Source organism: Thioalkalivibrio sulfidiphilus HL-EbGr7 (genome assembly GCF_000021985.1).
Classification (GTDB): domain Bacteria; phylum Pseudomonadota; class Gammaproteobacteria; order Ectothiorhodospirales; family Ectothiorhodospiraceae; genus Thioalkalivibrio_A; species Thioalkalivibrio_A sulfidiphilus.
The window spans coordinates 528,023-554,780 of the sequence record NC_011901.1 but is presented as its reverse complement, the minus strand read 5'-3'; the positions used below and the strand labels follow the sequence as shown (position 1 = coordinate 554,780).

Annotated in this window: 30 protein-coding genes; 18 read left to right on the top strand and 12 right to left on the bottom strand. The window is 66.5% G+C overall.

Going from position 1 to position 26,758, the window contains the following annotated elements; genetic code table 11:
* Positions 1–46: 46 nt before the first annotated feature.
* The 5 genes from hemA (at position 47) to TGR7_RS02565 (ending at position 4,697) form a co-directional block, all read left to right on the top strand.
* Entirely contained in the window at positions 47–1,327 is a 1,281-nt protein-coding gene (hemA, locus tag TGR7_RS02585) for a glutamyl-tRNA reductase (protein ID WP_041442371.1), read from the top strand.
* Entirely contained in the window at positions 1,324–2,409 is a 1,086-nt protein-coding gene (gene prfA / locus TGR7_RS02580) for a peptide chain release factor 1 (protein WP_012637107.1), read from the top strand. Before hemA ends, prfA begins: the two co-directional genes overlap by 4 nt.
* A 96-nt stretch (positions 2,410–2,505) precedes the next feature.
* Positions 2,506–3,330, top strand: a complete 825-nt coding sequence (gene prmC, locus TGR7_RS02575; RefSeq protein ID WP_012637106.1) for a peptide chain release factor N(5)-glutamine methyltransferase — start codon at positions 2,506–2,508, stop codon at positions 3,328–3,330.
* 109 nt (positions 3,331–3,439) lie between these two features.
* Entirely contained in the window at positions 3,440–3,850 is a 411-nt protein-coding gene (locus TGR7_RS02570) for a hypothetical protein (RefSeq protein WP_012637105.1), read from the top strand.
* A 109-nt stretch (positions 3,851–3,959) separates the two neighbouring features.
* Positions 3,960–4,697, top strand: a complete 738-nt coding sequence (locus tag TGR7_RS02565; protein WP_012637104.1) for a HesA/MoeB/ThiF family protein — start codon at positions 3,960–3,962, stop codon at positions 4,695–4,697.
* Between the two features lie 140 nt (positions 4,698–4,837).
* Here TGR7_RS02565 and hslO read toward each other — a convergent pair whose 3' ends face one another.
* The 4 genes from hslO to gatC form a co-directional block, all read right to left on the bottom strand.
* Positions 4,838–5,704, bottom strand: coding sequence for an Hsp33 family molecular chaperone HslO (hslO, locus tag TGR7_RS02560; protein ID WP_012637103.1), 867 nt, complete (start codon positions 5,702–5,704; stop codon positions 4,838–4,840).
* 94 nt (positions 5,705–5,798) lie between these two features.
* Positions 5,799–7,232 carry an Asp-tRNA(Asn)/Glu-tRNA(Gln) amidotransferase subunit GatB gene (gatB, locus tag TGR7_RS02555; RefSeq protein WP_012637102.1) on the bottom strand — a complete coding sequence of 478 codons (1,434 nt, stop codon included), beginning with the start codon at positions 7,230–7,232 and terminating at the stop codon, positions 5,799–5,801.
* A gap of 98 nt (positions 7,233–7,330) precedes the next feature.
* Positions 7,331–8,785: an Asp-tRNA(Asn)/Glu-tRNA(Gln) amidotransferase subunit GatA gene (gene gatA, locus TGR7_RS02550; protein WP_012637101.1), complete on the bottom strand. Its 1,455-nt coding sequence runs from the start codon at positions 8,783–8,785 to the stop codon at positions 7,331–7,333.
* Positions 8,786–8,856: 71 nt separating this feature from the next.
* Complete coding sequence (gatC, locus tag TGR7_RS02545) at positions 8,857–9,144, bottom strand: Asp-tRNA(Asn)/Glu-tRNA(Gln) amidotransferase subunit GatC (protein WP_012637100.1); 288 nt, start codon at positions 9,142–9,144, stop codon at positions 8,857–8,859.
* Between the two features lie 130 nt (positions 9,145–9,274).
* On the opposite strand from gatC, the gene TGR7_RS02540 reads away from it, so the two are divergent.
* From TGR7_RS02540 to mreD, 3 genes are all read left to right on the top strand, one after another.
* Positions 9,275–10,321 (top strand): rod shape-determining protein, encoded by a 1,047-nt coding sequence (locus TGR7_RS02540; RefSeq protein WP_012637099.1) that lies wholly within the window; start codon positions 9,275–9,277, stop codon positions 10,319–10,321.
* An 82-nt stretch (positions 10,322–10,403) separates the two neighbouring features.
* Positions 10,404–11,264: a rod shape-determining protein MreC gene (gene mreC / locus TGR7_RS02535; protein ID WP_012637098.1), complete on the top strand. Its 861-nt coding sequence runs from the start codon at positions 10,404–10,406 to the stop codon at positions 11,262–11,264.
* Positions 11,261–11,752: a rod shape-determining protein MreD gene (gene mreD / locus TGR7_RS02530; RefSeq protein WP_012637097.1), complete on the top strand. Its 492-nt coding sequence runs from the start codon at positions 11,261–11,263 to the stop codon at positions 11,750–11,752. Before mreC ends, mreD begins: the two co-directional genes overlap by 4 nt.
* A gap of 90 nt (positions 11,753–11,842) precedes the next feature.
* On the opposite strand, the gene TGR7_RS02525 is transcribed toward mreD, so the two are convergent.
* A complete protein-coding gene (locus TGR7_RS02525) occupies positions 11,843–12,811 on the bottom strand; it encodes a ChaN family lipoprotein (protein WP_012637096.1) in 969 nt (322 codons plus the stop codon).
* Positions 12,812–12,914: 103 nt separating this feature from the next.
* On the opposite strand from TGR7_RS02525, the gene TGR7_RS02520 reads away from it, so the two are divergent.
* From TGR7_RS02520 to TGR7_RS02510, 3 genes are all read left to right on the top strand, one after another.
* On the top strand, positions 12,915–13,214 hold the full coding sequence (locus TGR7_RS02520) for a DUF1244 domain-containing protein (protein WP_012637095.1): 300 nt from the start codon (positions 12,915–12,917) through the stop codon (positions 13,212–13,214).
* Complete coding sequence (gene rnd / locus TGR7_RS02515; RefSeq protein ID WP_012637094.1) at positions 13,204–14,394, top strand: ribonuclease D; 1,191 nt, start codon at positions 13,204–13,206, stop codon at positions 14,392–14,394. Before TGR7_RS02520 ends, rnd begins: the two co-directional genes overlap by 11 nt.
* A gap of 79 nt (positions 14,395–14,473) precedes the next feature.
* Positions 14,474–14,962 (top strand): FKBP-type peptidyl-prolyl cis-trans isomerase, encoded by a 489-nt coding sequence (locus tag TGR7_RS02510; protein WP_012637093.1) that lies wholly within the window; start codon positions 14,474–14,476, stop codon positions 14,960–14,962.
* Between the two features lie 102 nt (positions 14,963–15,064).
* Here the strand turns inward: TGR7_RS02510 and TGR7_RS02505 are convergent, their stop codons facing one another.
* The 3 genes from TGR7_RS02505 to TGR7_RS02495 form a co-directional block, all read right to left on the bottom strand.
* Entirely contained in the window at positions 15,065–15,268 is a 204-nt protein-coding gene (locus TGR7_RS02505) for a cold-shock protein (protein WP_012637092.1), read from the bottom strand.
* Between the two features lie 317 nt (positions 15,269–15,585).
* Positions 15,586–16,728 (bottom strand): adenylate/guanylate cyclase domain-containing protein, encoded by a 1,143-nt coding sequence (locus tag TGR7_RS02500; RefSeq protein WP_012637091.1) that lies wholly within the window; start codon positions 16,726–16,728, stop codon positions 15,586–15,588.
* Between the two features lie 134 nt (positions 16,729–16,862).
* Positions 16,863–17,063, bottom strand: a complete 201-nt coding sequence (locus TGR7_RS02495) for a hypothetical protein (RefSeq protein WP_245523018.1) — start codon at positions 17,061–17,063, stop codon at positions 16,863–16,865.
* A 170-nt stretch (positions 17,064–17,233) separates the two neighbouring features.
* On the opposite strand from TGR7_RS02495, the gene TGR7_RS02490 reads away from it, so the two are divergent.
* Positions 17,234–17,689: a universal stress protein gene (locus TGR7_RS02490; RefSeq protein WP_012637089.1), complete on the top strand. Its 456-nt coding sequence runs from the start codon at positions 17,234–17,236 to the stop codon at positions 17,687–17,689.
* The gene (locus TGR7_RS02485; protein WP_012637088.1) at positions 17,686–17,952 is read left to right on the top strand and encodes a hypothetical protein; all 267 of its coding nucleotides are present in this window, start codon (positions 17,686–17,688) and stop codon (positions 17,950–17,952) included. Before TGR7_RS02490 ends, TGR7_RS02485 begins: the two co-directional genes overlap by 4 nt.
* 9 nt (positions 17,953–17,961) lie before the next feature.
* Here TGR7_RS02485 and TGR7_RS02480 read toward each other — a convergent pair whose 3' ends face one another.
* Complete coding sequence (locus TGR7_RS02480) at positions 17,962–18,381, bottom strand: hypothetical protein (protein WP_012637087.1); 420 nt, start codon at positions 18,379–18,381, stop codon at positions 17,962–17,964.
* 126 nt (positions 18,382–18,507) lie between these two features.
* Positions 18,508–18,825, bottom strand: a complete 318-nt coding sequence (locus TGR7_RS17715; protein WP_245523068.1) for a hypothetical protein — start codon at positions 18,823–18,825, stop codon at positions 18,508–18,510.
* Between TGR7_RS17715 and TGR7_RS02475 the strand changes: the two genes are divergently transcribed.
* Positions 18,709–19,128, top strand: coding sequence for a SprT family zinc-dependent metalloprotease (locus TGR7_RS02475; RefSeq protein ID WP_245523017.1), 420 nt, complete (start codon positions 18,709–18,711; stop codon positions 19,126–19,128). The genes TGR7_RS17715 and TGR7_RS02475 overlap by 117 nt on opposite strands.
* A 146-nt stretch (positions 19,129–19,274) precedes the next feature.
* Entirely contained in the window at positions 19,275–19,739 is a 465-nt protein-coding gene (locus TGR7_RS02470) for a PGPGW domain-containing protein (RefSeq protein ID WP_012637085.1), read from the top strand.
* Between the two features lie 172 nt (positions 19,740–19,911).
* On the opposite strand, the gene TGR7_RS02465 is transcribed toward TGR7_RS02470, so the two are convergent.
* Together TGR7_RS02465 and TGR7_RS02460 are read right to left on the bottom strand one after the other, a co-directional pair.
* Entirely contained in the window at positions 19,912–21,807 is a 1,896-nt protein-coding gene (locus TGR7_RS02465; RefSeq protein ID WP_012637084.1) for an ATP-binding cassette domain-containing protein, read from the bottom strand.
* Positions 21,808–21,843: 36 nt separating this feature from the next.
* Positions 21,844–23,076 carry a diguanylate cyclase domain-containing protein gene (locus tag TGR7_RS02460; protein WP_012637083.1) on the bottom strand — a complete coding sequence of 411 codons (1,233 nt, stop codon included), beginning with the start codon at positions 23,074–23,076 and terminating at the stop codon, positions 21,844–21,846.
* Positions 23,077–23,238: 162 nt separating this feature from the next.
* On the opposite strand from TGR7_RS02460, the gene mltF reads away from it, so the two are divergent.
* The 3 genes from mltF (at position 23,239) to metA (ending at position 26,758) form a co-directional block, all read left to right on the top strand.
* Complete coding sequence (mltF, locus tag TGR7_RS02455) at positions 23,239–24,612, top strand: membrane-bound lytic murein transglycosylase MltF (RefSeq protein ID WP_012637082.1); 1,374 nt, start codon at positions 23,239–23,241, stop codon at positions 24,610–24,612.
* Positions 24,613–24,751: 139 nt separating this feature from the next.
* Complete coding sequence (locus TGR7_RS02450) at positions 24,752–25,591, top strand: hypothetical protein (RefSeq protein WP_012637081.1); 840 nt, start codon at positions 24,752–24,754, stop codon at positions 25,589–25,591.
* 87 nt (positions 25,592–25,678) lie between these two features.
* Positions 25,679–26,758 carry a homoserine O-succinyltransferase MetA gene (metA, locus tag TGR7_RS02445; RefSeq protein ID WP_012637080.1) on the top strand — a complete coding sequence of 360 codons (1,080 nt, stop codon included), beginning with the start codon at positions 25,679–25,681 and terminating at the stop codon, positions 26,756–26,758.

The window sequence follows — 26,758 nt, the reverse complement described above, 5'->3', positions numbered from 1 at the left end:
CGGCGCCATGGCGCAGAATTTGCCGTTGCTCAGCCATCTGCACGCCATGCTGTTTACTGTCGGCATCAATCACAAAACCGCCCCGGTCGGTATCCGGGAGCGGGTGGTCTTCCCCCCGGATCGGGTCGGGGAGGCCCTGTTGCGCCTGCGCGAGGCGGGCGTGGACGAGGCGGCGATCCTGTCCACCTGCAACCGCACCGAGATCTATTTCCACCAGGCCCCGGCCCTGGACGACCAGCGGGTGGTGCACTGGCTGGGGGACTACCACCACTTCGACCCCCGGGACCTGCAGCCCTACCTCTATCACCACCAGGAAGCGGACGCGGTGCGCCATACCCTGCGGGTGGCCTGCGGCCTGGATTCCCTGGTGCTGGGCGAACCCCAGATCCTGGGCCAGATGAAGCTGGCCTACCAGAGCGCCAGCGATGCCGGCACCCTGGGCCGGCACCTGGGGCGGCTGTTCCAGCACGCCTTCTCGGTGGCCAAGAACGTGCGCACCTCCACGGCCATCGGCGCCAGCGCCGTGTCCGTGGCCTTCGCCGCCGTGAGCCTAGCCAAGCAGATCTTCGGCGACCTGCGCCCGCTGACCGCCCTGGTGATCGGTGCCGGCGAGACCATCGAACTGGCCGCCCGGCACCTGTCCAGCAACCAGATCGGCAAGGTGATCGTGGCCAACCGCACCCTGGAGCGGGCCCGCAGCCTGGCCGTGCAGTTCGGCGGCGAGGCCATCACCCTCACGGACATCCCCCTGCGCCTGGCGGAGGCGGACATCGTGATCTCCTCCACCGCCGCGCCCCTGCCCATCCTGGGCAAGGGCGCCGTGGAGCGGGCGCTCAAGGCCCGCAAGCACAAGCCCATGTTCATGGTGGACATCGCCGTGCCCCGGGACATCGAACCGGAAGTGGGCAGGCTCGACGACGTGTACCTGTACACCGTGGATGACCTGGAAGAGGTGATCCAGGAGAACCTGGAATCCCGCCGCGAGGCGGCCCACCAGGCCGAGGAGATCATCGAGACCCAGGTGCTGGACTTCATGGGCTGGCTGCGCGCCCAGGACGCCGTGGGCACCATCCGCGCCTTCCGGGAAAAGGCCGAACACATCCAGCAGGAAGTGCTGGACAAGGCCCTGCACATGGCCGCCCAGGGCAAGTCCCCGGAGGAGGCCCTGCAGTACCTGGCCCACACCCTCACCAACAAGCTGCTGCACGACCCCTGCACCGGCATCAACCAGGCCGCCCGGGACGGGCGCCAGGAACTGCTGGACGCCGCCCACAGCCTGTTCAATCTCCCCGAGGCCCCGTCCAGGACCCCGGACGACAAGGCGTGAAGCCCTCCCTCCTTCACCGTCTGGAGGGCGTCTCCGAACGCTTCCAGGAACTCGCGGGCCTGCTCTCCGAGCCGGAGGTCATCTCCGACAACGCCCGCTTCCGGCGCCTGTCCATGGAATACAGCCAGCTGGAACCGGTGGTGGAGGCCTTCCGCCGCTACGAGGGTGCACAGGCGGACCTCACCGCCGCCCGGGAGATGCAGAAGGATCCGGACCCGGACCTGCGCGCCATGGCCGAGGACGAGGCAGCCACCGCCGCGGAGCGCCTGGAGACCCTGGAGCTGGAACTGCAGAAACTGCTGATCCCCAAGGACCCCCACGACCACAGCAACCTGTTCCTGGAGATCCGCGCCGGCACCGGCGGCGACGAGGCGGCGATCTTCGCCGGCGACCTGTTCCGCATGTACAGCCGCTACGCCGAGAACCAGGGTTGGCAGGTGGAGATCCTGTCCCAGAGCGAGGGCGAGCACGGCGGCTACAAGGAGGTCATCGCCCGACTGATCGGCGCGGGGGCCTACTCGCGGCTCAAGTTCGAGTCCGGCGCCCACCGGGTGCAGCGGGTGCCCGCGACCGAGTCCCAGGGCCGTATCCATACCTCGGCGGCCACGGTGGCGGTGATGCCCGAACCGGACGAGGTGGAGGCCCCGGAGATCAACCCGGCGGACCTGCGCGTGGACACCTACCGGGCCAGCGGCGCCGGCGGCCAGCACGTGAACAAGACCGACTCCGCCATCCGCCTCACCCACCTGCCCACGGGCATCGTGGTGGAGTGCCAGGACGAACGTTCCCAGCACAAGAACCGCGCCCGCGCCATGAGCCTGCTGGCGGCCAAGCTGTTCGAGGCGGAACAGGCCCGCCAGCAGGCGGAGCAGAGCGCCACCCGCAAGAGCCTGGTGGGCAGCGGCGACCGCTCCGAGCGCATCCGCACCTACAACTTCCCCCAGGGACGGATCACCGACCACCGCATCAACCTGACCCTGTACAAGCTGGACGCGGTCATGGCCGGCGACCTGGACCCGGTGATCGAGCCGCTCATCAACGAACACCAGGCCGAGAAACTGGCGGCGCTGGCGGATGAGTGAGGACAATTCAAAATTCAATATTCAAAATTCAAAATTCAAAGGGAAAACCTGCCATCCCTTTGAATTTTGAATCTTGAATTTTGAACTGGAATTTCCATGCCCACGGTTCGCGCCCTGCTTTCCGAAGCCCCTGCCGGGGAGTCGCGCCGGGAGGCGGAGATCCTCCTCGGCCATGTCCTGGGCCGGGACCGCGCCTGGCTGATGAGTCACGACACCGACCCCCTCCCCCCGGAACCGGTGGCCCGCTATCGCGCCCTGTGGGCCCGGCGCCAGGCCGGCGAACCGGTGGCCTACCTCACCCGCCGGCGCGGCTTCTGGACCCTGGATCTCGCTGTCGGTCCCGAGGTCCTGATACCCCGGCCCGAAACGGAACTGCTGGTGGAAACGGCGCTTGGCCTGATCCCGACGGACGCCGCCTGGGACCTGGCGGATCTGGGCACCGGCAGCGGCGCCATCGCCCTGGCCCTGGCCAGTGAGCGCCCCGCCTGCCGGGTGGTCGCCACGGACAAGAGCCCCGGCGCCCTGGCGGTGGCCGAGGCCAATGCCCGGGACCACGGCCTTGCCAACCTGCGCTTCGTCCAGGGCGAATGGTGGGCACCGCTCGCCGGCGAGCGCTTCCACCTGGTGGTCTCCAACCCACCCTACGTGGCCGAGGCCGACCCGCACCTGGCCCGGGGTGACCTGCGTTTCGAGCCCCCCACGGCCCTGGCCTCGGGCCCCGACGGCCTGGACGACCTGCGCCGGATCATCAAAGCCGCCCCCACCCACCTGCACCCCGGCGGCCACCTGCTGCTGGAGCACGGCTACGACCAGGGCGAGGCGGTACGCGCCCTGTTGCGCACTGCGGGTTTCTCGGAGGTACAGACCTGGCGGGACCTGGGCGGGAATGAGCGGGTCACCCAAGGGAAGTGGGAAGGGTGAATTGGGAAGTAGGAATAAAGGCCTTTCACTTCGCACTTCCCAATTCACCCTTCCCAATTCCCCTACCTTCAACCTTGATTAATCCCTGTTCCCAGCTACTATCGAGGTCATGGACTCGGACGAAGAATTCATCCGCCACCGGGAACTGGCGTTTCGCGGACCCCACCGGGACAACGACCAGGCGCGCGCCGCGTGCCTGCTGCTGTCCGACACCGACGCGGTCCAGGAGGTGCGCGTGCTGGGCCCCAACCGCCTGGTGGTCACCTATGACCTGCGCCAGGTCACCTACTCGGAACTGGAATCCGCCCTCACGGAGATGGGCTTTCACCTGGACAACAGCCTGGTGATCAAGATCAAACGCGCCCTGTACAACTACTCCGAGGACACCATCCGCGCCAACCTGGGCATCCCCAGCCAGTGCTTCGGCAACTGCGCCCGCAAGATCTTCATCAATCACTACCGCCAGCACGAGCACGGCTGCCGCGACCACCGGCCGCGGCACTGGCGGGAGTACCTGTAAGTCAATTCAAAATTCAAGGTTCAAAATTCAAAGGGGAACCCACTGAATCTGGGGTGCCTCGCCTTTGAATTTTGAATTTTGAATCTCGCCTTTCTGGTATCTTTTGTTCATGAACGACGACCAGCTTTTGCGCTACAGCCGGCAGATCATGCTGCCCCAGGTGGAGGTGGCCGGGCAGCAGCGGATCATGGACGCCCACGCGCTGATCATCGGCGCGGGCGGTCTGGGGGCACCGGTGGCTTTGTACCTGGCCGCCGCCGGCGTCGGCACCCTGACCATCGCCGACGCGGACATCGTGGAACTGTCCAACCTGCAGCGCCAGATCATCCACCGCACCGCCGACATCGGCCGCCCCAAGGTGGTCTCCGCCGCCGAGAAGCTGGCCGCTGTGAACCCGGAGGTGAAGGTGAACACCGTGCAGGCGGCCATGGAGGGCGAAGCCCTGGACGTGGCGGTGCGCGATGCCAGCATCGTGCTGGACTGCACCGACAACTTCACCACCCGCTTCGCCGTCAACGCCGCCTGCGTGCGGCACCGCAAACCGCTGATCTCCGCGGCGGTGATCCGCTTCGAGGGCCAGCTGACGGTGTTCGACCCCGCCGAGCCGGACAGCCCCTGCTATCGTTGCCTGTACAAGGACGGTGAGGAACTGGCCGAACGCTGCAGCCAGACCGGCGTGCTCGCCAGCCTGCCCGGCGTCATGGGCTCGCTGCAGGCCACCGAGGCCCTCAAACACATCATCGGCCTGCCCACCCTGCGCGGCCGCCTGCTGGTCATGGACGCCATGACCATGGAATGGCGCAGCATGAAACTGCGCAAGGATCCGTCGTGTCCGGTGTGCGGCTAGCCCGGCAATTAACGCAGAGGACGCAAAGACGCGGAGATCGCAAAGAAGCACTTCAAACAAAAAACGGGCGAACGCCCGTTTTTTTCCATGACCTCTGCGTTCTCTGCGCCTCTGCGCTCTCTGCGTTCAATCACCACCATTTAGTGTCGCGTACGACTCCCCGGCGGCGGCTCGCCCTCGGTGAACAGTTGTTCCACGTCCACCGCGTCGAAGCGGTAGCCGGCGTTGCAGAACTCGCAGTTCACTTCCACACGGCCTTCGTCTTCCAGGATGCTGTCCACCTCGGGCCGGCCCAGGTTGCGCAGCATCTCACCCACCCGTTCCCGTGAGCACCCGCAACGGAAACTTACCGGACTGCCGTCCAGCAGGCGCACGTCCTCCTCGTGGTAGAGACGATGCAGCAGGGTCTGCACCGGCAGTTCCAGCAGCTCCTGGTCCTTGAGGGTGTCGGCCAGGGTGACGGCACGATGGAAGGCGTCGGGGTCCCGGTCTTCGCCCGGCAGGGCCTGCAGCAGCAGGCCCGCCGCGCGCTGGCCATCGGCGGCCAGCCACAGGCGGGTGGGCAACTGTTCCGAACGGGTGAAGTAGCCCTCCAGCGCGGCGGAAAGGCTGGCCCCCTCCAGGGGCACGATGCCCTGGTAACGCTCCCGGCCCTGACCCGGATCGATGGTCATGACCATGCGCCCGTCGCCGAACTGCGCGGCCAGGTCTCCCGCCGGGACCTCCGACTGCCAGCGCGCCAGACCGCGCACCGTGCCATGTCCGCTGGCCTGCACCACCAGGAGATTCACCGGCCCGCTGCCGGTCACCTGCAGGATCAGAGAGCCGTCGAACTTGATGGTGGCGGACAGCAGGGCCACCGCCGCCAGGGCCTGGCCCAGCAGATCGCGCACCACCGGCGGATACGCGTAGCGCTCCAGCAGCGCCTGCCAGGTGGCGTCCAGGTGCACCCACTCGCCACGCACGTTGGTGGTCTCAAGGATGAAGCGGTTGAGGGTATCTGTCATGGCAGTGGCTAGTGGCAAGTCTCAAGTGACAAGGAAAACCGGGGCAGTGCCTTTGACGTTCCTTGCCACTTGAGACTTGCGACTTGAGACTGTTCTACTGAAGCTTCTTCTTCAACAGATCGTTCACTTGCCCCGGGTTCGCCTTGCCGCCCGTTGCCTTCATCACCTGACCGACGAAGAAGCCGAACAGCTTGTCCTTGCCGGAGCGGTACTGTTCCAGCTGGCCGGGGTTGTCGGCCATGACCTTGTCGATGATGGCCTCGATGGCGCCGGTGTCGGTGATCTGCTTGAGACCCTTCTTCTCGATCACCGCGTCGGCGCTGCCCTCGCCGTTCCACATGGCCTCGAAGACATCTTTCGCGATCTTGCCGGAGATGGTGTTGTCCTCGATGCGCTCGAGCATCTGACCCAGGGCCGCTGCGGACACCGGACTCTCGGTGATCTCCCTGTTGTCCTTGTTGAGCGCGGCGGAGAGTTCACCCATCACCCAGTTGGCGGCCAGCTTCGCGTGGCCACCGCAGGCCTTGACCACGGCTTCGTAGTAGTCGCCCATCTCGCGACTCGCGGTGAGCACGCCGGCGTCGTAGGCGGACAGGCCGTAGTGGGTCATGAAGCGGTGCTTCTTCTCGTCGGGCAGTTCCGGCAGGGTACCGCGCACACCCTCGATGAAGCTGGCGTCGATCTCCAGGGGCAGCAGGTCCGGGTCAGGGAAGTAGCGGTAGTCGTTGGCCTCTTCCTTGGAGCGCATGGAGCGGGTCTCGCCCTTGTCGGGATCATAGAGACGCGTCTCCTGCACCACGGCGCCACCACCCTCCAGGATGTCGATCTGGCGCTCCACCTCGTAGTTGATGGCGCGCTCCACGAAGCGGAAGGAGTTGATGTTCTTGATCTCGGCGCGGGTGCCGAATTTCTCGGTGCCCTTGCGGCGCACGGAGACGTTGGCATCACAGCGGAAGGAGCCTTCCTGCATGTTGCCGTCGCAGATCTCCAGGTAGCGCACCAGGGCGTGCAGCTTCTTCAGATAGGCCACCGCCTCCTTGGCGGAGCGCATGTCCGGCTCGGAGACGATCTCCAGCAGCGGCGTGCCGGCGCGGTTGAGATCAATGCCGCTCATGCCGTGGAAGTCCTCGTGCAGGCTCTTGCCCGCGTCCTCTTCCAGGTGCGCCCGGGTGATGCCGATCACCTTGGTCTCGCCGTCCTCCAGCTCGATCTCGAGCTTGCCGAGACCCACCACGGGGAGTTCGTACTGGGAGATCTGGTAACCCTTGGGGAGATCGGGATAGAAGTAGTTCTTGCGCGCGAACACCGAGCGCGGCGAGATCTCCGCGCCGATGGCCAGACCGAACTTCACCGCCATGCGCACCGCCTCGCGGTTGAGCACCGGCAGCACGCCGGGCAGGCCCAGGTCGATGGCGCAGGCCTGGCTGTTGGGCGCCGCGCCGTAGGCGGTGGACGCGCCGGAGAAGATCTTGCTCTTGGTGGCGAGCTGGGCGTGAACCTCGAGCCCGATGACTGTTTCCCATTCCATATGAAAGCCCTAGATACAAGTGGCTAGAGACAAGATACAAGTGAAAGACAGGCCGTTTCTTGCCTCTTGCATCTTGTATCTTGTCTCTTTGGTTGTCATTACTCGAATCCCTTCGGGATTCTTCGATGCCAGTCCGTGACTGATTGATACTGATGGGCCACCCCCAGCAGGCGCGCCTCGTCGAAATAGTTGCCGATCAATTGCAGGCCCACGGGCAGGCCATCGCTGAAGCCTGCGGGGATGGACATGCCGGGCAGTCCGGCCAGGTTCACGGCGATGGTGTAGATGTCCGAGAGGTACATGGTGACCGGGTCGTCGGTCTTCTCGCCAAGCCGGAACGCGGTGCTCGGCGAGGTGGGTCCGAGGATCACGTCCACTTCCTCGAAGGCCCTGGCGAAGTCGTCGGCGATCAGGCGTCGGATCTTCTGAGCTTTGAGGTAGTAGGCGTCGAAGTAGCCGGCAGAGAGCGCGTAGGTGCCCACCATGATGCGGCGCTTGACCTCGGCACCGAAGCCCTCACCCCGGGAGCGGGTGTAGAGGTCCATCAGGTCTTTCGGGTTCTCGCAGCGGTAGCCGTAACGCACGCCGTCGAAACGGGCCAGATTGGAGGAGCACTCCGCCGGGGCCACCACGTAGTAGGCGGGTACGGAGAGACCCGAGTTGGGCAGGCCAACTTCCTTTACCTCGGCGCCGAGCTGCTTGTACTGCTCGATGGCTTCATCCACAGCCTTGGCCACACCGGCATCCAGGCCCTCGCCGAAGAACTCACGGGGCAAACCGATGCGCAGGCCCTTGAGCGGCTCGTTCAGGCGCGCGGTGAAGTCCTCGGCGGGACGCTCGATGCTGGTGGAATCCCTGGGATCGAAACCGCTCATGACGTTGGCGAGCAGCGCGCAATCCTCGGCGGTGGCGGCCATGGGGCCGCCCTGGTCGAGGCTCGAGGCAAACGCGATCATGCCCCAGCGGGAGACGCGGCCGTAGGTGGGCTTGAGCCCGGTGATGCCACACAGGGCCGCGGGCTGACGGATGGAGCCGCCGGTGTCGGTGCCGGTGGCGGACGGCGTGAGCCGCGCGGCCACGGCGGCGGCGGAACCGCCGGAGGAACCCCCGGGCACCCGCGCCGTGTCCCAGGGATTCTTCACCGGGCCGTGGAAACTGGTCTCGTTGGAGGAGCCCATGGCGAACTCGTCCATGTTGGTCTTGCCCAGCATGGGGCAGCCCTCGGCCTTGAAGCGCTCCACCACCGTGGCGTCGTAGGGGGCGATGAAGTTGTCCAGCATCTTCGAGCCGCAGGTGGTGCGCACGCCGTCGGTGCAGAAGATGTCCTTCTGGGCCATGGGCACGCCGGTGAGCGGACCCGCCTCTCCCCTGGCGCGGCGGTCGTCGGCCGCCTTCGCCTGGGCCAGCGCCTGCTCGGCGGTGACGGTGACAAAGCTGTTCAGACCACCGTCCAGCGCCTCGATGCGCTTGAGGAAGTGTTCGGTGAGTTCGACGCTCGAGCACTCGCCCTTGGTCAGGGCGGCGGAGAGTTCTGCGATGGTTTTCTCGTGCATGATGGGAACCAGGGCAAGGGAATGGGGTGCGCGGGGGCGCTCATCGCCCCCGCCGCCTGTCCGCCCTCAGGTCATTCGATGACCTTGGGCACCAGGTACAGACCGGCCTCCACGGCGGGCGCGATGGACTGGAAGCGCTCCCGCTGATCGGCCTCGCTGACCGCGTCGTCGCGCAGCCGCTGAGCGGTGTCCTGGGGATGGGCCATGGGGGCCACGTGGTCGGTCTTGACCGCCTCCATCTGCTCCACGAAATCCAGGATGCTGGAAAGACTCCTGGCGTAGGCCTCCACGTCCGCGTCGCTTACGGCGAGGCGGGCCAGGTGGGCGATCTTGCGCACATCGTCATGGGACAGGGACATGCAGGGCTCCGGACAGATAGCGGGCGGGTTCTGTGAAGCCGGTAAAAGTAGCACAAAGCTCGCCTTGCCCAAAGCCCACCCCGTTGCTAGAGTAGCGGCTTCCATTGCCCCGGGCTACATAAGAAATCTCATGTTCAACCGCGCTTTAGGCTTCCTGTCCAACGACCTCTCCATCGATCTTGGCACCGCCAACACCCTGATCTACATGCGGGGCAAGGGCATCGTGCTCAACGAGCCGTCGGTGGTGGCCATCCGGCAGGACCGCGGCCCGGGCGGCCCGCGCAGCATCGAGGCGGTGGGCACGGCGGCCAAGAAGATGCTCGGGCGCACGCCGGAGAACATCACCGCCATCCGTCCCATGAAGGACGGCGTGATCGCCGACTTCACCACCACCGAGAAGATGCTGCAGCACTTCATCAAGACCGTGCACCAGCACCGATTCTTCCGCCCCAGCCCCCGGGTGCTGGTGTGCGTGCCCTGCGGCGCCACCCAGGTGGAACGCCGCGCCATCCGTGAATCCGCGGCCGGCGCCGGCGCACGCAAGGTCTATCTCATCGAGGAACCCATGGCGGCCGCCATCGGCGCCGGCATCCCGGTGGACGAGGCGCGCGGTTCCATGGTGCTGGACATCGGCGGCGGCACCTCCGAGGTGGCCGTCATGTCCCTGAACGGCATCGTCTACTCTTCCTCCGTACGCATCGGTGGCGACAAGTTCGACGAGGCCATCACCGCCTACGTGCGCCGCAACTACGGCATCCTGATTGGTGAGGCCACCGCCGAGCGCATCAAGCACGAGATCGGATCCGCCTATCCCGGCAAGGAGCTGCTGGAGATCGAGGTCAAGGGCCGCAACCTGGCCGAGGGCGTGCCGCGCAGCTTCACCCTGAACAGCAACGAGATCCTGGAATCCCTGCAGGAGCCCCTGCACGGCATCGTCAGCGCGGTGCGCACGGCCCTGGAACAGACCCCGCCGGAACTGGGCGCGGACGTGGCCGAGCGCGGCATCGTGCTCACCGGCGGCGGCGCCCTGCTGCGCGACCTGGACCGCCTGCTCATGGAAGAGACCGGCATCCCGGTGGTCATCGCCGACGACCCGCTCACCTGCGTGGCCCGGGGCGGCGGCCGGGTGCTGGAGATGATGGATGAGCACGGGGCGGACTTCCTGGCCGTCGAATAACGCCGCTCGTCAACCCCACACCTCCTGACCGGGGAGATCAGCCATCAAGAAACCGCTGTTCAACCTGGGCCCCTCCCCGGCGGTGCGTCTCGCGCTGCTCGCCCTGTTTTCCATCGGCCTGATGTGGGCCGACCACCGTCATCAGCACCTCCAGGAGTTCCGCTCCGCCGTCGCCATGCTGGTCTATCCGGTGCAGGCCGGCGTGAACCTGCCGGTGCAGGCGGGGGCCTGGGTGCTGGAACAGCTGCGCAGTCACCAGACCCTGGTGGAGGACAACCGCCGCCTGCGGGAGGAACAGCTGCACCTCAACGCACTGATGCTGCGCTTCGAGGCCCTGGAGGAGGAAAACGCCCGGCTGCGCGAGCTGCTGGACACCTCCGTACGGCTGCGCGACCCGCTGATGGCGGCCGAGATCATGGCCGTGGACCTGGACCCCTTCCGCCAGCAGCTGGTGATCAACCGCGGGCGGGTGCACGGCGCCTACCCGGGCCAGCCCCTGATCAACGCCCAGGGAGTGGTGGGGCAGGTGCTGGAGAGCCACCCCCTGCACAGCATCGTGCTGCTGATCTCGGACCCGAGCCACGCCCTGCCGGTGCTGGTCAACCGCACCGGGCTGCGCACCCTGGCCGTGGGCACCGGCAACCCCCAGCTGCTGGAACTGCGCTACATCCCGCCCGCCGAGGATCTCGAGCCCGGCGACATCATCAGCACCTCGGGCCTGGGCGGGCGCTTCCCGGCGGACTACCCGGTGGCCCAGGTCACCCGGGTCGAACGCATCCCCGGCGAGTCCTTCGCACGGGTGGAGGCCCGCCCGCTGGCCCGCCTGGACCGCTCACGGGAGGTACTGCTGCTGCGCCCGGTCAACGGCAACGCCACGGAGCGCCCCGCTGAGATCGGGGCAGAGGCGCCCGCCGCGGAATCAGCCCCGGAGGATCGCCCATGAGCAATCCCCGCGGCTGGGTCTGGGCCATCCCGCTGACCTTCATCGTGGCGCTGGCGCTCACCGTCGTGCCCCTGCCCGACTGGGCCGCCCCCTGGCGTCCCCAGTGGCTGGCCATGACCCTGATCTACTGGAGCATGGCCCTGCCCCGGCGCATCGGCGTCGGCCTGGGCTGGTTCCTGGGCCTGCTGCTGGATGCCGCCACCGGTGCCCTGCTGGGCCAGCATGCCCTGGGCTTCGCCCTGATCGCCTACCTGAGCATCCGCATGCATCAGCGGGTGCGGGTGTTCCCCCTCTGGCAGCAGGCACTGACCGTGGGCGGCCTGCTGGCCCTGCACCTGCTGCTGGTGCTCTGGATCCTGGGCATGACCGGCCGCGCACCGGGCACCTGGCTGTACTGGGCGCCCCTGGTAAGCAGCATGATCCTGTGGCCCTGGCTGTTCGTGCTGCTGCGCGACGTGCGGCGGCGTTGGTGTCTGGCTTTGAGCTGATTTGAGGGCAATTCAAAATTCAAGATTCAAAATTCAAAGGAACTCGGGTACCGCCCCTTTGAATTTTGAATCTTGAATTTTGAATTTGAATCACCCCCTCATCCCCTCCAGCTGCTTGCGGAAGGCCTCGCAGGGGTCGTCGGGCGAGCTGCGCCGGGTGAACCAGAGCAGGTGATAGGGCGAGCCACCGGCGTTGAGATAGTCAACGGCGGCATGCCGCTCGGGGTCCACCTCCACGAATATCAGGCTCAGCACCTGGCGCTCCGGCGCCTGCTGTGCCAGGTACCAGGGTACGCCGTAATCGAGCCGGGCATGGGCCGCGCCGGTGATCAGCACCACGGGCCCCTCCTGGGCCGCGATCCGGTCGGCCATGTAGGCGTCCCGGGCGCGCTGGGCATTGATCATGCCGCCGGCCCGCGCCGCCGGCAGGTGTCCGCAATGGGCATCGACGATGCGCTGCTCAAGCCGCTGCATCGCGTCCTCGGGCAGCGGCCTGTCCAGGCCCAGCCTGGCGCGATCCTCACCGGGCAGGGATTGCAATCCTTCCATGGCCACGGCCATGGCGCCGCGCCGGGACAGGTTGGTGGCCACGATGGGCAGCGCCTGGTCCAGGGCGAACTGCACCAGGGGCCGGTACTCCGCCCAGGTCCAGCCGCGTCCCGACATGTTCACCGCCTCGGCCAGGTCATCGGCATCCGCGACACCGGCCAGGCGCTGCCGGTCGATGATCTCCTGATCCTCCAGATCGAAGATCTCGAAGGCCAGCGCGGGACGCCGCCCCAGCGCCAGCAGTGCCTCCAGGACTTCCAGCTGCCGGGCATGGTGATCCGCGTTGCCGTGGGATTCGCCCAGCAGCACCACGTCGGCCCGGGCCATGCGTGCCAGGGCCTCCTGGCGCTCGGACTGCACCACGCCGGACCAGATCTGCCCCACCAGGGGATGGTCGCCATGGCGCAGGGCCTGCGGCTCGGCCTGAGCCAGGGCAATAGCCTGGGAAACCGGGATGAACAAGACGATCAGGAGCATCGCGAACCAGGTCCACGGGCGTCGGCGGGGCATGGGGCATCCTCGGTAGCAGCCGGACAATGGCCGTTGAGTATAATGGCTGCGACCATGGCCCGGCCTTCCGGGTTCCAGACACCGCATTCCCGAGGAGATTTGGATGGACGACAAGACCCGCACCGAGATCGAGGCGGCCGCCTTCAGGCGCCTGCTGGAACACCTGGACAGCCGTAAGGACGTGCAGAACATCGATCTCATGAACCTGGCCGGCTTCTGCCGCAACTGCCTGTCCAAGTGGTACAGCGCCGCGGCCCAGGAGCGGGGCGAGAATGTGGACTACGAGGCCGCCCGGGAGATCGTCTACGGCATGCCCTACTCGGAATGGAAGGTGCGCTACCAGCAGGAGGCCAGCGCCGAGCAGCAGGCAGCCTTCGAGCAGGCCCGGCCCCGTGACCATTGAATCGGGATCACTGAGGGTGACCGACGAGATCCGCTTCATCGACACCGCCGAGGGCCTGGCGGCCTTCTGCGGCGAGATCGCCGGCGCCCAGTGGATCGCCCTGGACACGGAGTTCGTGCGCGAGAAGACCTACTACCCGCGCCTGTGCCTGGTGCAGGTGGCCACCCCCGACGCCCTGGCCTGCATCGACCCCATCGCCCTGCCGGACCTGGGTCCGCTCGCGGCCCTGCTGCACGACCCGGCCGTGACCAAGGTGGTACATGCCGCCCACCAGGACATGGAGATCCTGCTCCAGTCCACCGGACGGGTGCCCACGCCGGTGTTCGACACCCAGGTGGCCGTGAGCCTGCTGGGCCACGGCGACCAGATCGGCTACGCCCGCATGGTGCAGATCTACCTGGACCTGGAACTGGACAAGGGCCACACCCGCACCGACTGGAGCCAGCGTCCGCTGGAGACCGCCCAGCTGCGCTACGCCGCCGACGACGTGCGCCACCTGGCCCGGGTCTATCCCATGATCCTGAAGGATCTCGAGGAGAAGGGCCGCCTGGACTGGCTCAGCGAGGACTTCGCGGCCATCTCCGAGGAAAGCCGCTACCTGCCGGACCCGGACAACGCCTGGCGCCGGATCAAGGGACAGAAATACCTCAAGGGGGCGCAGCTGGCCGTCCTGCAGGCCCTGGCCGCCTGGCGGGAACGCCAGGCCATGGAGAAGGACCTGCCCAAGCGCTGGATCCTGTCGGATGACGTGCTCACGGAACTGTCCCAGCGCTCGCCCACGGACCTCGCCAGCCTGGCGAAGGTGCGCGGCCTGGAGGACAAGACCCTGCAGCGCCACGGCGAGACCCTCCTGGCCCTGGTCCGGGAGGCCCGCAGCCTGCCCGCCTCCGCCTGGCCCGCCCGGCCGGGTCCATCCCGGGGCATCGGCCCCGAGCACGAGGAACTCGTCGACGTGGCCATGGGCCTGCTTCGCCATCAGGCCCGGATCAACGACATCAGCCCCGCCGCCATCGCCACCCGCAAGGACCTGGAGGCCCTGTTCCGGGAGGAGCCGGACTGCGCCCTGCTGCAGGGCTGGCGTGCGCGCATCGCCGGTCGGGTGATCCTTGACTGGTACCTGGGCCGACTGCGGCTTCAGGTGCGGGACGAGCGCATGGCCCTGGACCGGGACGGTTCGTGATCAGCGCCCCTTCGTGACCTGCAAGGGGCCTGCGGGTTAAACTGTCCTGCTAACTCATTGCTCTCCGGGGTTTCTCCCAATGCAGATTTCCAAAGACAAGGTGGTCGTGCTTGACTACGTGCTCACCGACGAACAGGGCCAGGTCATCGACCGCTCCGACGACGCCAGCCAGTTCGCCTATCTCCACGGCGCCAACAACATCATCCCCGGCCTGGAAAAAGCGCTGGAAGGCCGTTCCACCGGCGACAGCCTGAAGGTCAGCATCCCGCCCGCCGAGGCCTACGGCGAGCGTGACGACAGCCTGACTCACACCCTGGACCGCAGCCAGTTCCAGGGCGTCGACGAGTTGCAGACCGGCATGCAGTTCCACGCCGGCAACCCCGACGGCACCGGCATGCACGTGGTCACCATCACCGCCATCGACGGCGACGCGGTCACCATCGACGCCAACCACCCCCTGGCCGGCATGACGCTCAACTTCGACGTCACCGTGCGCGAGGTGCGCGACGCCTCTGCCGAGGAGATCGAGCACGGCCACGTGCACGGACCCGGTGGCCATCACCACTGAGCCGCCCGGCGTAATGCCCCGCGCGGGTCAATTGATCGCGCAAATAAAGAACCCCGCCACTGGCGGGGTTCTTTATTTCGGGTCCGGTTCTGATTCAGTCCCTTATGCCGGCGTGACATTCACGGCCTGCAGGCCCTTCGGACCCTGCTGCACCTGGAAGCTCACGCGCTGGCCTTCGGCCAGGGTCTTGAAGCCCTCGGCCTGGATGGCGGAGTAATGCACGAAGACATCGGCGCCGCCCTCTTCCGGGGCGATGAAACCGAATCCCTTGGATTCGTTGAACCACTTAACAATACCGGTAGACATAAAAAATAACCTCGGTCGATAGAGATAAACGTCATCGCACGGCCGGGTTCGCGAATCTCTGACTCAGGACACTAGGCTCACCCGACGCGCGCGGGGCTCAGTCTAGCGAGGAAGCGCCGAGGGCGCCAGAAGGACAAAATGTGTCACTCACGGAACTGTGAGTCGCCATAGGGCGGCCACGGGCCGCCCTATGAGTTAGCGTGACGGCGCCAGCGCTGGAAAGTAGTTCAGATGATTCATGCACTCGCCTGCAGACTGCGTTTTTTCGCCGCTGTCTGTCTTGCTTTGCATCTGCCGGAGGATGGTTCAAGCGCCAGCTAGCAATCCACCCGCCAGCGCAACACCGGCAGGGGACGGCTGCGCCCCTTGAGGAACAGCGGATTGGGCAGGCTTTCACAGGCGCGCGCACACTCCTTGTCCAGGGTCTCGTGCAGGCTGCCGGAGAGCAGCACCTCGCCCGCCCTGGCCTGGGCCTGCAGGCGCGCGGCCACGTTCACCGCATCGCCCACCACCGTGTAACTCAGGTAGGACTCGGAACCCACGTTGCCACACACCACCTCGCCACGGTTGATGCCGATGCCGAGCCCGGCGTCCACGCCCCAGTCTTCGCGCCAGCTGCGGCTCAGCCCCCGGAAGGCCCTCTGCATCTCCCGGGCACAGTCGAAGGCGCGCACACCGGCATCCTCCTGGGGCAACGGCACACCGAAACCCACCAGCAGGCTGTCGCCCCCCATGCCGAACACGGTACCCCGGTGGGCGTGAGTCACCTGGGTCATCACGGAGAAGAAACTGTTGAGCAGGGTCACCACCTGCTCGGCGGAGAGGCGCTCGGAGAGCCCGGTGAAACCGCGCAGGTCGGCGAACATCACCGCCGCGTCGCGCCGCTCACTGCGCTTGAGCAGGCTGCGGGCCTCGTCTTCCGGCGCGGCCAGCAGGTCATCCACCAGTTCGGGACACAGGAAACGGCTGAACAGCCCGCGCATCTGTTCGCGGCGAGCCTGCTCCAGGGCCTTGCGCGCATCGCGCCAGCGCATCAGGGAACGGATGCGGGCACTGAGTTCTTCCGGGTAGACCGGCTTGGACAGGAATTCGTCGGCGCCCGCCTCCATGGCGCGCACCCGGTCCGCCTGGTTGTTGAGCACCGTGACCATGACCACCGGGATGAACCAGGTCTCCGGATCGGCCTTGATACGCCGGCAGACCTCGTAGCCGTCCATGCCGCGCATCACCACGTCCAGCACCACACCGTCCACCGACTGCTCCCGCAGGATCTGCAGGGCCTGCGGGCCACTGTCCGCCTGCAGCACCCGGTGGCCGAGCAACTCCAGGTGACGGGCCAGGATGAGGCGATTGACCTCCTGATCGTCCACCACCAGCAGGGTACGGCGTCCACCCGCCTGCTCCACCAGAGAGGCGTCGTCGGTGGTGGTATTTCCCTGTGGAAGCTGTCGTGCGTGCATCGGGGCGGCCCGGAAAGATCACTGTCCTGAGCCTGAGCTTATGCACAAATGTGACGGACTTCTGCCTTTTTCCCGTGACAGACGACGGGAGCGACCGGACGGCCGATGGACGGGGAATCAGCGAACCGGCAGGTTCACTCGGCGGGCAACCACTCCACCTGGATGCTCAGACGGCGGTCCGGGCTGCGGCGTCGGTCCTCCAGGACCAGGCGGCCCTCGAAGTCCACGCAGGGGAAACTGGGTTCCAGATCCAGACAGCGCCGGTCACGCCTGCGGCGCTCCCCCACCCCACTGGATTCGCCCCCATCCCCCAACATATATCTATTTTTATTCATTTAGTTATAAGAAAAAACTCACACGCCAGAGAGGAGTTTTTCGTAACGACATGAGAATAGGATAAAAATTCCGGATCCACAAGCAGGAAAATCGACCCGGGATCGACCAGCGGCCCCGCGACCCCGGACACGGATTACACTTGTCATGGCATCCCCACCGGAGCCCGCCCATGGCCGCCTATCAGCGCATCCTGGTCTGCCTGGACCTCGATCCCCACTGTGGACAGACCCTCTCCCGCGCCGCGAGGCTGGCCCAGGCCTGCGGCGCCCGCCTGGAGGCGATACACGTGGTGGAGCACCACGCGCCCATGGACCTGGACTACGGCCTGGGCGGATTGCCCGGGATCGAACTGGACCTGCCCGCCCTGCTCAAGGTGGCCCGGGAACGGCTGGACGGCCTCATGCGCGAGGCCGGCCTGGAAGAGACCCCCAGGGAGGTGCTCGCCGGGATGGCGCATTTGGAGATCCCGCGCCTGGCGGAGGAACGCGACGTCGACCTGATCGTCATGGGTGCCCACGCCCGGCGCGGCCTGGAGCGGCTGCTGGGCTCGACCACCCGGGCCGTGCTCAACCACGCGCCCTGCGACGTGCTCGCCGTGCGTCTCGAGAAACAGCCGCAGCCATGAGCGGCAGCGATCGCGACTGGATCACCTTCAGGGAACTGGATCAGGCCTGTGCCCGGGACAAGGGCAGCGCCTTTCGCGCCTTCAAGCGCCTGAGCGCCGGCTGGCAGGAGGAGAGGGATTTCAGGGTGCTGAAGGCCGGGGAGGATCAGGAACAGATCCTGACGCTGAAGTCTGCGGGAAGACTCTACGCCGGGACGGTCAATGCGGTGCTGCTGTCGCCAGCGGCGGCCCGGGAGATCCGGGCCGCCCTGGATCAGTCCTGAACCTGGAACTCAGGCGACGGCGTAGACGCCGCGACCCTTGGTCTTGAGACGGCCGGTGCGCTTGAGATAGGCCAGGGTCTGGCTGAGGTTCTTCACATTGGCGCCGGCGGCCTCCAGCTGGGCACGCAGATCGGAGGTGCTGATCTGCCCGGCCTCGGCCACGGCGTTCAGGACCACCTGGCTCAGGTTGCCACCGCTGCGCCCGCCCCGGCCGCCAGCGGCACGTCCACCCAGGGCACGGATCTGACGATCCAGGGCCGCGAGCTCGGAGCGATGACGGGCCACCAGGGCACGCCGCTCCTCGCGCAGGGCCTGCACCTGTTCGCGCCGGGACTCCTCCTCCTGCATCCGCTCCTGTTCCTCGCGTTCACGGGCAATCTGATAGAGTTCTTCGGAGGAGAGCTCCTCCAGGGGCTTGCGCTTCGCCATGTATAAAAACCTCAATGAAAAGTAGAATATAAAGTAGAACGACGCCGGAAGTTTATAACAACATCGCGTGATACATCAATCTAGAATCCAAATTCTCAATAATGGATTACCACTACACGACCAAGATCACGCTTTATGAATAAACATAGAATCCTCATGATCAACAGCATGGCGGCAAACAATAAACAGATCTCCGCAGATGCAAATGCGCCTCTGCGCCTCTCGCCCGGCGATCGCGATGAGATCGTGCAACGGGTGACTGAGTTCTATGAAATTGCCGCGCGTCGATTCGGCTGCAGCGCGCACGCCGTTCCTGTGAGTTTCAGGTTGCGCGGCAGGGCGGCCGGGCAATGGCGTCTGCGCCAGGGACAGGAGAGCCTGCACTTCAACGAGCGCCTGTTCGCCGCAGACCCCGGGCAGCACATGCCCGATACCGTCGCCCATGAAGTGGCTCACTCGGTGGTCTATCGCTGCCATGGCCGCGGCAAGAGACCCCACGGTCCGGAATGGCGTGCCGTGATGAAATACCTGGGTTTCGAGCCCCGCGTGACCCACGAGACCTCCCCGGAACTGCTCGCGCGGATCCTCAATCACCACCTCTACCGGTGCGCCTGCCGAAGCCATGCGCTGGGTCCGAGGCAACACCAGCAGGTGCACCGGGGCAAACGGGACTATCGCTGCAGACTGTGCGGAGAGAGACTCATCCGGGCGGATCAGACGGCCGGACTCGGGGGGCGGGAAAAGTAAACATCGTGCCGGGTGAAAAATAAAAACGGCATCCAGAAAACCGTCTCCTGCGGATAACCTGCTCGCAGGGCCTGAACGCGCGGATAGATGACCATGCCCGGACAAGACGCGCGGAACCGGATCGGTGAACTCTGTCCAATAAACAGATGATGGACTGGATACTCGCCAACCTCTCCACGCTGACCCTGGCAGCGGGACTCATCTTCGCCGGCATCGTGCTGCCCCTGGCGGTGGCAGGCATCATGGTGCTGCGCCTGCCGCCGGACTATTTCACCCACACCCGCCGCGACCCCCTCTACCGCCACGGCACCCACCCGCTGATCGGCTGGACCCTGGTGCTGTTCAAGAACCTTTCGGGTCTGGTGCTGGTGGCCCTGGGCGTGGTCATGCTGTTCACGCCGGGCCAGGGTCTGCTCACCCTGCTGGTGGGACTGATGCTGCTCAACTTCCCCGGCAAGTACCGGCTGGAGCGCCGCCTGGTGCGCCTGGGTCCGGTGATCCCGGCGCTCAACTGGCTGCGCATGCGCTGGGGCCGGCCAGCGCTCATCGATCCCGCCGATCCGGCCCACGAACTGGCGGGCCGCTCTGAAAAACCCGGGGTCCGCAAATGAACGCGAATGAACGCGAATGAAGAGCGAAAAATCGAACCGCGAAGGGATGCGTGAAGGTCACAAGGCCTTTTCAGGAAGAATTTCCATTGCGTCCTTTGCGAGACCTTTGCGTCCTTTGCGTTCCAGCTTTTGATTGGCATTCGCGTTGATTGGCGTTCATTCGCGGACCCCTTCAGCCCTCCAGGGCCTCCCAGCGCGCGTAGCACTGGGCCAGCTCCGTCTCGATCGCCGCGAGCCGCGCCTGCACTTGGGCGATCTTCTCCGGCCCCTGCTGGTAGAAGGACGGATCACCCAGGGTCCCGGTCAGCGTCGCCTGCTCCGTCTCCAGGGCCTCGATGCGCCCGGGCAGGGACTCCAGCTCGCGCTGGTCCTTGTAGCTCAATTTTTTCTGTTTCGCCGCCGGCGCGGACTCCGGCTGGGGTTTCTGCCTCGCTGGCGCGGCCGGGGCGGCCAGCGCCGCGTCCCGGGACGCGGCACGCTGACGCAGCCAGTCCTCGTAACCACCCACGTATTCGTTCACCCGGCCGTCGCCCTCGAAGGCGATGATGCTGGTGGCCACGTTGTCCAGGAAGGCGCGGTCGTGGCTGACCACCAGCACCGTGCCGGCGAAATTCACCAGGCGGTCTTCCAGCAGTTCCAGGGTCTCGGCGTCCAGGTCGTTGGTGGGTTCGTCCATCACCAGCAGGTTGGCCGGGCGGGTGAAGAGTTTTGCCAGCAGCAGGCGGTTGCGCTCGCCGCCGGACAGGGCCTTGACCGGCTGGCGTGAGCGGGCCGGCTCGAACAGGAAGTCCTGCAGGTAGGAGAGTACGTGGCGCGACTCGCCGTCGATGTCCAGGCGGTCCCGGCCCTCGCCCACGTTGTCGGCCACGCTGGCCTCCTCGTCCAGGGCCGCCCGGTGCTGGTCGAAGTAGGCGATCTCCAGGTTCGTGCCCAGGCGCACATGGCCGGACTGGGGCTCGAGCTTGCCCAGCAGCAGGCGCAACAGGGTGGTCTTGCCGGCGCCGTTGGGACCGACGATGCCCACCTTGTCGCCGCGCAGGATCAGGGTGGAGAAATCCCGGATCACGGGCCTGCCGTCGTAATCAAAAGAAATATTCTCCGCCTCGATGACCAGGCGCCCGGAGCGCTCGGCGGACTGGATCTCCAGCCGCGCCGCCCCCTGGCGAACGCGGCGCTCGGCCCGTTCCGCGCGCAGCGCCTTGAGGGCACGCACCCGGCCCTCGTTGCGGGTGCGACGGGCCTTGATGCCCTGGCGGATCCAGGCCTCCTCCTGGGCGAGCTTCTTGTCGAACAGGGCGCTGGCGCGCTCTTCCGCCTCCAGGGCCTCGGCCTTGCGGCGCAGGTAGGTGTCGTAGTCGCCGGGCCAGTCGGTGAGCTTGCCCCGGTCCAGTTCGATGATGCGGGTGGCGAGCCGGCGCAGGAAGGCCCGGTCGTGGGTGATGAACAGCAGGCTGCCACCGAAGCCCAGCAGGAATTCCTCCAGCCAGGCGATGGATTCGATGTCCAGGTGGTTGGTGGGCTCGTCCAGCAACAGCAGGTCCGGATCGGTGACCAGGGCACGGCCCAGCAGCACCCGGCGCTTGAGGCCGCCGGACAGGGCCTTGAAATCCGCATCGGCGGGCAGGCCCAGGCGCGAGACCACCGTCTCCACCCGCTGCTCCAGGATCCAGCCGTCGCCGGCCTCGAGCCTCTGCTGGGCCCGCTCCAGCTCTGCCATGGCGGCAGGGTCTTCGGGGCGCTCGGTGAGTGCGTGCACGGCGCGGTGGTAGCGGCGCACCTGCTCGCCCATCTCCCCAAGGCCATCGGCCACCACGTCAAACACGCTGCCGTTGGTTGCGGCGGGCACCGCCTGCTCCAGCATGGCCACGCGCAGTTCACCGCTGCGCACCACCTCGCCGCCATCGGGCAGCACCTGCCCCAGCACCACCTTCATGAGCGTGGACTTGCCGGCCCCGTTGCGGCCCACCAGGCACAGTCGTTCGCCGGGTTCGATACTCAGATTCACATGGTCCAGCAGGGGGGCGGCGCCGTAACTCAGGGTGACGTCGCGCAGGGTCAGCAGGGGCATAAGGGAAGCAAGGCCGGTAGGAATGGGCCCCGTATTCTACGCCACGGGGAGCTGCGCAGTCTGCGCCCCCCGGGGGTGGATCACCTCGCCCGGCCCCGTGGCCCGGTGGAAACAGTAGCCGTTGCGCCCGGAGCGCTTGACCTCGTACATGGCCCGGTCGGCGTGGTCGATCACCTCCGGCGGCGAGGCGGTCATGTCCGGGAACTCGCAGATGCCGATGCTGGCCCCCACGGTGACGAGCGGACTCTGGGGGTCCTGCTCGTCGATGGGAAACGGTTGGGACAGGGCCTCGATGATGCGCAGCGCCACCTCGTGGATGCGCTCGCTGGTCTCCAGGTCCTCCAGCAGCACGAAGAACTCGTCCCCGCCCATGCGCGCCACGGAATCGCTCTCGCGCACGCAGGCCTGCAGGCGCTGCGCCACCTGGCGCAACACCCGGTCGCCGGCCTCGTGGCCGTAGCTGTCGTTGACCGGCTTGAAGCGGTCCAGATCGATGAACAACCCGGCCCCCAGGCGGCCATGGCGGCGCGCCCGGGCCATGGCCTGCTCCAGGCGCTGTTCCATCTGGTAGCGGTTGGGCAGGTTGGTCAGGTGGTCGTGCAAAGCGCGGTCACGGTGGCGGTTGCGCTCCGATTCCAGTTCCTGGCGGCGCAGGTAGAGCTGGCGCCGCTGGCGCTCCAGGGCGTAGGCGGAAAATCCGCAGATCAGCAGGGTCGAGACCAGGTAGAAGTTGTAGCGCACCAGGATCTCGCCCAGGGGCTGGATGCCCGCCAGGAACAGCCCGTTGAACAGGACCAGCACCAGCAGGTTGATCAGCAGGGCGCGCACGAAGGACAGGCCGATGAACAGGAAGATCCAGATCATCACCAGCATCAGGCCCGCCAGGTACTCCATGAAGGTGGTCCCGGACAGGAAGGCCAGCATGAACAGGATGCCCAGGCTCGGCGCCAGGGACACCAGGGTCAGGACCCGCTGCGACAGGCGGGTGAAGGACGGCAGAAAGGTGTAGACCAGGGCGGTGAGGCCCGCCGCCGTGACCAGGGCGCGGACCACCCAGAAAAACGGCTGGTGGTCACCGTGGAACCACACGTCCACCAAGCCGTGCAGGAGATACAGCAGCACGCCCGTCACCAGGGCCAGGCGCGCCTGGACGCGCTGCAGCCCCACGGTCTCCAGGCGATAGTCGCGCTCCACGGCCACGGGGCGAAACCACAGACCGAACCAGTGCATGCGCACCGGCAGGTTCCGTGACAGCTCGTCTGGCGACATGGGGCCTCTTGTCGGCTGGTGGGGGATGAGGGAACGATTTTCCGACAATCTTACTCAATATTCTGGGGGCGAAGCATAGCTGCGCATCCTTCAGGCCATCGGGCAGGGAGTCCCGAGCAGGTCAGGCTGACCAACAAGAACAACAAGATCCGGGGAAGACCCTTGACCAGACACAGCACAACCCTGCCGAGCGCATGCCTGGCCCTGGTCCTCGCCGTGGCGGGGCTCAGCGGCTGCGAACGGGCGCCCCACACCTCCCCGGAACTGGCCGCCATCGAACAGCGGGGCGAACTGGTGGTGCTCACCCGCAACGCCCCCACCACCTACTACTTCGACCGGGACGGCGAGCCAGCCGGTTTCGAGTACGACCTGATCAGCGGCTTCGCCGCCCAGCTGGGCGTCACGCCCCGCTTCGTGATCAAGGACAGCATCGACGAGATCGTGCGCGCCCTGGCCGCCGGCGAGGGCGATCTGGCCGCAGCCGGGCTGACCCGCACCAGCCGCCGCCAGGAACAGTTCCTGTTCGGCCCCGCCTACATGCAGGTCCAGCAGCAGTTGGTCTGCCGTCGCGGCGGCCCGGCGCCCGCGGACCTGGAAGGCCTGAGCGGCGTCAGCCTGATGGTCACCGCCAGCAGCAGCTACGTGGAACGCCTGGAGGAACTGCGCGAGCAGTTCCCCGAACTCACCTGGGAGGAACGCGCCGACCTGGCCACCGAACAGATCCTGGAGAAGGTCTGGAACCGGGAAGTGGACTGCGCGGTGGCCGACTCCAACATCGTGGCCATCAACCGTCGCTACTACCCGGAACTGCTGGTGATCATGCCCCTGACCGAGGAGGAACCGCTGGCCTGGATGCTGCCGCCCGAGTCACGGGGGCTCGCCCGTGCCATCGAGCGCTGGTTCGTGGGCATGGAGGACGAAGGCCTGCTGACGGTGCTCAATGGCCGCTACTACGGTCACGTGGAGATCTTCGACTACGTGGACCTGGCCCGCTACCAGCGGCGCATCCGCAGCCTGCTGCCCCGCTACCGCCCCCATTTCGAGGCCGCCGCCGAGGCCCACGAGCTGAGCTGGACCCTGCTGGCCGCCCAGGCCTACCAGGAATCCCACTGGAACCCCTCGGCGCGCAGCCCCACCGGCGTGCGCGGCATGATGATGCTCACCCTGCGTACCGCCTCGGACCTGGGCGTCGACAACCGCCTGGACCCGGTGCAGAGCATCCACGGCGGTGCCCGCTACCTGGCCGACCTGCGCCGCCGCCTGCCGGAGTCCATCCAGGAACCGGACCGCACCTGGATCGCCCTGGCCGCCTACAACATCGGCATGGGCCACGTCTTCGATGCCCGGGGCCTGGCCCGGGACCTGGGCCGCGACCCGGACCGCTGGGTGGAATTCCGCGAGGTGCTGCCCCTGCTCGCCCAGCCCCAGTACCACCGCAACCTGCGCTTCGGCTACGCCCGGGGCAACGAGCCGGTGGAATACGTGCGACGCATCCGCAACTACGAGGACATCCTGGTCAGAAGCCTGGGGGAATGACGATTCAAAATTCAAAATTCAAAATTCAAAGGAGATCGTTCATGCCGCAGGGCCCGACCACCTTTGAATATTGAATTTTGAATTTTGAATCCCGCTACAATACCCCTCCTCGCCAACAGATTATTCCCCGGAGCCTTCCGTGAGACTCACCCGCCAGGAATTCCGCGACTGGCCGCACAAGAGCATCACCCTGCTGGGCATGTCCGGCGTGGGCAAGACCCGCCTGGCGCACATCCTGCGCCAGCGCCACTGGTTCCATTACTCCGGTGACTACCGCATCGGCACCCGCTACCTGGACGAGCCGATCCTGGACAACATCAAGCACCAGGCCATGCAGGTGCCCTTCCTGCGCGAGCTGCTGCGCTCGGACTCCATCTACATCCTGAACAACATCACTGTGGACAACCTGCAGCCGGTGTCGAGCTTCCTGGGCAAGCTGGGCGACCCGGAGCGGGGCGGCCTGCCGCTCACCGAGTTCAAGCGCCGCCAGGCGCTGCACCACACCGCCGAGATCGCCGCCATGCGCGACGTGCCCGAGTTCATCGGGAAGGCGCGCAGCATCTACGGCTACGAGCATTTCGTGAACGACGCCGGCGGCAGCGTGTGCGAGCTGGACGATCCCGAGACCCTGGAACTGCTGGCCGAGCACACCCTGCTGATCTACATCCAGGCCACCCGCCAGGACGAGGAAGAGCTCATCCGCCGCGCCGAATCCGCGCCCAAGCCCCTCTACTACCGGGAGGCCTTCCTGGACGAACAGCTGCGCGAGTACAAGCAGGCCCACGACATCGAGTACGTGGCCCAGATCGACCCGGACGACTTCGTACGCTGGATGTTCCCGCGCCTGTTCCGCTCCCGCATCCCCCGCTACGAGGCCATCGCCCGGGACTACGGCTACACCATCACCACGGAAGAACTCGGGCGGGTGAAATCGGAGCAGGACTTCCTGGCGCTGATCGAAACGGCCCTGGAGAGATAAGTACGAATTGGGAATTGGGAAGTCGGAACGAAACGATTAGAATCGACCCCACTTCCAACTTCCCCATTCATACTTCCCACTTAAACAGTGCCCCTCGTCGCCCACACCGACCTGCCCACCTTCACCCGCCTCGCCGAGGAAGGGGAGACGGTACTGTCCGGCAACACCGCCCTGCAGCAGGAGATCCGCGAACTGCACATCGGGCTGCTCAACATGATGCCCGACGCGGCCATCGCCGCCACCGAGCGCCAGTTCTTCCGCCTGGTGGGACAGAGCAACCAGATCGCCCAGTTCTACATGCACCCCTTCACCCTGGACGCCCTGCCCCGGGGCGCGGAGGGGCGTGCCCATGTGGAGCGTTATTACGAGAGCTTCGAGCAGATCAAGCGCGAGGGCCTGGACGCCCTGATCATCACCGGCGCCAACGTCACCCAGCCGGACCTGTCCATGGAGCCCTTCTGGGAGCCGCTCATCGAGGTGATCGACTGGGCCGCCGAGAATGTCACCTCCACCCTGTGCTCCTGCCTGGCCACCCACGCGGTGATGCAGTTCCGCCACGGCCAGCGCCGCCAGCCCCTGGGCTTCAAGCGATGGGGGGTCTACGACCATCGCGTGCTGGATCGCAGTCACCCGCTGGTGGCCGGCGTGAACACCCGTTTCGATGTGCCCCACTCCCGCTTCAACGAGATCAACCGCGCCCAGTTCGAGGCCGAGGGCCTCAAGGTGCTGGTGGAAAGCGACCAGGCCGGTCCGCACCTGGCGGTGAGCGAGGACGGCTTTCGCATCGTGTTCTTCCAGGGTCACCCGGAGTACGACATCATCTCTCTGCTCAAGGAGTACAAGCGCGAGGTGAAGCGCTTCGCCGCCGGCGCCCTGGACACCTACCCGCCGGTGCCGGAGAACTACTTCTCGCCCCGCTCCCAGGCCATCCTGGAGGAACATCGGGAGCGCGTGGAGGCGGCGCTGGCCCGGCGCGCGCCGGTGCCGGATCTGCCCGAGGCCCTGATCACCTCACACCTGGACAACACCTGGCACGACAGCGCCGAGGCAGTGATCAACAACTGGGTGGGCATGGTCTACCAGCTCACCCACATCGACCGCCGCCGTCCCTTCAAGGACAACGTGGATCCCTCCGACCCGCTGCGCTCCCTGCGTGGCGGACACTGA